This window comes from Mycobacterium sp., from assembly GCF_046095365.1.
In the GTDB taxonomy this organism is placed as follows: Bacteria; Actinomycetota; Actinomycetes; order Mycobacteriales; family Mycobacteriaceae; genus Mycobacterium.
The window spans coordinates 1-4,894 of sequence record NZ_JBJTJF010000122.1 but is presented as its reverse complement, the minus strand read 5'-3'; the positions used below and the strand labels follow the sequence as shown (position 1 = coordinate 4,894).

Below are 4,894 nucleotides of genomic sequence, written 5' to 3'. Positions count from 1 at the left end.
GTTCCAGCAGTAGGCTTCGGATAGTCGGCACTCCGATCGGAGGGCGTAATGAGGAAATCCCTGACGAGCGGGTTTGCGGCTGCGCTGGTCGTGGTGTTCAGCACGGGGTCGGCTGGCGCCATCAACGAGTTTAAGGGGATGACCTACGAGAAGGCGTCGGAAGTGATAAAGCAGTATGGGGCGACGCCTGTAATTTCGAGTCGACAGGGCAGCTACCTGCCGACTGAGCAATGTATGGTAACCGGATCGCGTAGGGGAAGCGCGACAGGCGGCAACAGGATCCTTCTTGACCTGAACTGCAATGACACGAGTGCCCTAAACGGGCACCCGGGTAACTCCGTAACAACACCAGAGGGTGCTCACATCCAGGAGCGACGTCAGGAAGCGGTAAGCGTGAGCAAGGATTACGCCGCGACGTCAGAGGCCGGTAAGCAGCCTTTCTGCGCGCAGAGCGATCAATACATTGACTGGTGCAAACGCGTGTGTTCCGAGTCAGGCGCCTGCTCACGGGACCTCAAGGACTTCTTGGGCCTGTAGCGGTCGCTCGCAACGCGAGTGCGCACTCTGCTCCGCCACACTGATCTCCCTCACAAACGGGAGTGTCAAGGATCAGCCGAAACAACTGTCAAGGATCAGCCGAAGTAGCTGTCAAGCATCAGCCGAAGACGAAATGGCAGGTATCAACCGAAGTAATACACCCGGTGAGTGCCCCCACTAGGACTCGAACCTAGGACCTGCGGATTAAAAGTCCGTAGCTCTACCAACTGAGCTATAGGGGCGCGAGGCTCAAGGATACTGCCCCGGTTCACCCCGGTCGTTTGGGGATTGGACTGGGGATCACCTAAGCTTGAGCACGCTCAACGCAGACACGTTGTGAAGTACACCCCGGAGAGATTCGGCCAGGCCCCCTTCGTCTAGCGGCCTAGGACGCCGCCCTTTCAAGGCGGTAGCGCGGGTTCGAATCCCGTAGGGGGTACGCACACGCCGTGGACGCGGCGAGCGACAGCAAGGCCCTGTGGCGCAGTCGGTTAGCGCGCCGCCCTGTCACGGCGGAGGTCGCGGGTTCGAGTCCCGTCAGGGTCGCCGATTCGGCGAGGCACCATTGAACTGGCGCCTTCCGGCCAGGTAGCTCAGTTGGTACGAGCGTCCGCCTGAAAAGCGGAAGGTCGCCGGTTCGATCCCGGCCCTGGCCACGCGACGCGCTAGCAGGAGGTTGGCCGGATGGCACTGCTGGCCGGACGGACCGCCGTCGTCACCGGCGGGGCCCAGGGCTTGGGCCGTGCCATCGCCGAGGTGTTCGTCTCCGAGGGCGCCCGGGTACTGCTGGGCGATCTGGACCTGTCCACGACCGAACGGGCGGCCAGCGCCCTCGGCGGGCCGGAGGTCGCCCGCGCGGTTCGCTGTGACGTCACCTCGACGGACCAGGTCGACGCACTGGTCGCGGCGGCGGTGGATGATTTCGGCCGCCTGGACATCATGGTCAACAATGCCGGCATCACCCGCGACGCCACCCTGCGCACGATGACCGAGCAGCAGTTCGACGAGGTGATCGCCGTCCACCTCAAGGGCACCTGGAACGGAACCCGGGCGGCCGCCGCGGTGATGCGCGCCCAGCGCAGCGGCGCGATCATCAACATGTCGTCCATTTCGGGCAAGGTCGGCCTGGTCGGGCAGACCAACTACTCGGCGGCCAAGGCCGGCATCGTCGGACTGACCAAGGCCGCCGCCAAGGAACTGGCCCATCTCGGGGTCCGCGTCAACGCCATCCAGCCGGGGCTCATCCGCTCCGCCATGACCGAGGCGATGCCGCAACGGGTCTGGGACGCCAAGCTCGCGGAGGTCCCGATGGGCCGGGCCGGGGAGCCCGGAGAGGTCGCCGGCGCCGCGCTGTTCCTGGCCTCCGACCTGTCGTCCTACATGACCGGCACGGTCCTTGAGGTCACCGGCGGGCGGCACCTATGACACGGCTGGCCCGGACGCTGGGCCTAAGTGAGTTCCAGAGCGAAATCCTCGCCACGGTCCGGCAATTCGTCGACAAGGAGATCATTCCCAACGCCCAGGGACTCGAGCACGCCGACGCCTACCCGCACGAGATCGTCGACCGGATGCGGGAGATGGGCCTGTTCGGGCTGATGATCCCCGCCGAATACGGCGGACTGGGGGAGTCGCTGCTGACCTACGCGCTGTGCGTCGAGGAGATCGCCCGCGGCTGGATGAGCATCTCCGGGGTGATCAACACCCACTTCATCGTCGCCCACATGATCCGCCGGCACGGAACCGACGAGCAGAAGCGGCGGTTCCTGCCGCGGATGGCCACCGGCGAGACCCGGGGGGCGTTTTCGATGTCCGAACCCGAGGCCGGATCCGACGTCGCTGCGATACGGACCCGGGCGACGCGAAACCCCGACGGCGGCTACACCCTCGACGGCGCGAAGATGTGGCTGACCAACGGCGCCAGTTCCACCCTGGTCGCCGTGCTGGTGCGCACCGACGAGGGCGCCGACACCCCGCACGGCAACCTGACGGCCTTCCTGATCGAAAAACCCAGCGGATTCGGCGAAGTGAAGCCCGGACTGACGATCCCCGGCAAGATCGCCAAACTCGGATACAAGGGCATCGACACCACCGAACTGATCTTCGACGGCTACGTCGCCGCCGGCGAGGACGTACTCGGCGGCCAGCCCGGACGCGGTTTCGCCCAGATGATGGACGGGGTGGAGGTGGGCCGGGTCAACGTGGCCGCCCGCGCCTGCGGGGTGGCGATCCGGGCCTTCGAACTGGCGGTGCGCTATGCCCAGCAGCGCAAGACCTTCGGAAAGCCGATCGCCGAGCACCAGGCGATCGCCTTCCAGCTCGCCGAGATGGCCACCAAGGTGGAGGCCGCCCATCTGATGATGGTCAACGCCGCTCGGCTGAAGGACTCCGGTCAGCGCAACGACCTGGAGGCCGGGATGGCGAAGTATCTGGCCAGCGAGTTCTGCGCGGAGGTCACCCAGCAGAGCTTCCGCATCCACGGCGGCTACGGCTACTCCAAGGAGTACGAGATCGAGCGGCTGATGCGCGACGCCCCGTTCCTGCTGATCGGGGAGGGCACCAGTGAGATCCAGAAAACGATCATCAGCAAAGGGCTGCTGAAGGACTATCGGAGCTGAGATGGCAACACAGAGCAAGACGACGTTCTGCCGGATCTGCGAAGCGGTCTGCGGCATGGTGGCGACCGTCGAGGACGGCCGCCTGGTGGCCCTGCGACCGGACAGGGAGCATCCGCTCTCCGAGGGCTTCGCCTGCCGGAAGGGCATCGCCTTCACCGAGGTCGTCAACGACCCCGACCGCGTCACCGTTCCGCTGCGGCGGGCATCCGGCGGCGGCTTCGAGGAGGTCTCCTGGGACGAGGCGCTCACCGACATCGCCGAACGGCTCAGCGATATCCATCAACGGCACGGCGCCGCATCCATCGGCTGGTACGCGGGCAACCCGGGTGCCTTCAGCTACGACCACATCCCGGCGGTTGCCCTGTTCCTGACCGCCCTGGGCCGGCGGTCCCACCTCTACACCGCCTCCTCCCAGGACTCCCACCCGCGGCTGATGGCCAGCCAACTGCTCTACGGCTACCCGATGTCCGTGCCGTTCCCGGATCTGTCCCGAACCGACCTGCTGGTCGTGATGGGCGCGAATCCAGTCGTTTCGCACGGCAGCCTGATCGCCGCGCCGCGGATGCGGGAACGCATGCACGCGATCGTCAAACGCGGCGGACGCGTGGTGGTGATCGACCCGCGCAAGACCGAGACCGCCGCCCAGTTCGAGTGGCTGGGCATCCGCCCGGACAGCGACGCACTGCTGCTGCTGTCTCTGCTGCAGGTGATGTTCGACGAGAACCTCGCCGACCACCGCGCCGTTCGCTCCCGGGCCGACGGCGTGGAATGGCTGATGCGGCGCAGCGCCCCGTTCACTCCCGAAAAGACCGAGTCGGAGACCGGAATTCCCGCCGACACGGTCCGCGCGCTGGCCCGCGATCTGGTCCGTACCCCGAGGGCGGCCCTCTACGGCCGATTGGGAACCTGTTCCGGGCGCTCCGGCACGCTCACCACCTACCTGCTCGACGCCGTCAACCTCGTCGCCGGCAACGTCGACGTCCCGGGCGGGGCGGTGTTCGGCAGCCTCGGCATTCCCGGGGAGCGGTGGGTGGTCAAAGCCTTCGGCGCGCTGTTGCGCCGCGGCTACCGCCGGAACCGCACCCGCATCGGCGGATTCGGCAACGTCATCCGCAGCGAGCCGGCGACCCTGATGGCCAGGGAGATTCAGGAGCCGGGCGACGGACAGCTCCGCGCCCTGTTCGTCAGTGCCGGGAACCCGGTGCTGTCTGTCCCCAACGGGCCCGCCCTCAGCGACGCCATGAAGACGCTGGAATTGTCGGTGGCCCTGGACTTCTACGTCACCGAGACCACCTCGCAGTGCGACTACATCCTGCCGACCACCACCATGTACGAGCGGGAGGATTTCCCGCTGCTCTCCCAGACGTTCCTCATCAAGCCCTACCGCCAGGCCACCGAGGCCGTGATCGCACCGCGCGGGCAGTCCCGCACGGAGTGGGACATCATCGACGACCTCATGGGACGGATGGCCGGGCGGACTCGGGTGTTCAGGGTCCTGGCCGGTTTGCGTTCGGCCGCAGCACTCGCGGGCCGGCGATTCAGCCTGCGGCCGGTGGTGGACGGCATCATCCGATTCGGCCCCGGCGGGGACCTGGGCGGCCTTCGCCGCGGCGGCCTGACCTTCGACTCGTTGAAGACGCGCCACCCGCATGGAAAGGTGCTCAGCGACGACCTGGCCACCGGAGTGCTCGCCAAAGTGGTCAGCTACCGCGGCGGCCGGATCCGCCTCGTGCACAGGGAAA

Annotated in this window: 3 protein-coding genes and 4 tRNA genes; 6 read left to right on the top strand and 1 reads right to left on the bottom strand. The window is 66.7% G+C overall.

Translation table 11 applies throughout. The annotated features are described in order from the left end of the window. Nucleotides 1-706 precede the first annotated feature (706 nt). Nucleotides 707-779: transfer RNA gene (locus tag ACKOQ4_RS09960), tRNA-Lys, on the bottom strand. A 124-nt stretch (nucleotides 780-903) separates the two neighbouring features. On the opposite strand from ACKOQ4_RS09960, the gene ACKOQ4_RS09955 reads away from it, so the two are divergent. The 6 genes from ACKOQ4_RS09955 to ACKOQ4_RS09930 all read left to right on the top strand — a co-directional run. Then, nucleotides 904-976 (top strand) — tRNA-Glu (locus ACKOQ4_RS09955). A 33-nt stretch (nucleotides 977-1,009) separates the two neighbouring features. After that, a tRNA-Asp gene (locus tag ACKOQ4_RS09950) sits at nucleotides 1,010-1,083 on the top strand. A 36-nt stretch (nucleotides 1,084-1,119) separates the two neighbouring features. Then, nucleotides 1,120-1,193, top strand: a tRNA-Phe gene (locus ACKOQ4_RS09945). A 28-nt stretch (nucleotides 1,194-1,221) separates the two neighbouring features. Further along, on the top strand, nucleotides 1,222-1,962 hold the full coding sequence (gene fabG, locus ACKOQ4_RS09940) for a 3-oxoacyl-ACP reductase FabG (protein ID WP_526291333.1): 741 nt from the start codon (nucleotides 1,222-1,224) through the stop codon (nucleotides 1,960-1,962). Further along, nucleotides 1,959-3,152, top strand: coding sequence for an acyl-CoA dehydrogenase family protein (locus tag ACKOQ4_RS09935; protein WP_526291331.1), 1,194 nt, complete (start codon nucleotides 1,959-1,961; stop codon nucleotides 3,150-3,152). Before fabG ends, ACKOQ4_RS09935 begins: the two co-directional genes overlap by 4 nt. A 1-nt stretch (nucleotide 3,153) precedes the next feature. Then, nucleotides 3,154-4,894 (top strand): molybdopterin-dependent oxidoreductase (locus tag ACKOQ4_RS09930; protein ID WP_526291329.1); only part of this gene is annotated, 1,741 nt, incomplete at its 3' end.

What these genes read in the sequence shown, in the direction of transcription:
- fabG (WP_526291333.1), top strand. Translation starts at nt 1,222, where the DNA reads ATGGCACTGCTGGCCGGACGGACCGCCGTCGTCACCGGCGGGGCCCAG.
- ACKOQ4_RS09935 (WP_526291331.1), top strand. Translation starts at nt 1,959, where the DNA reads ATGACACGGCTGGCCCGGACGCTGGGCCTAAGTGAGTTCCAGAGCGAA.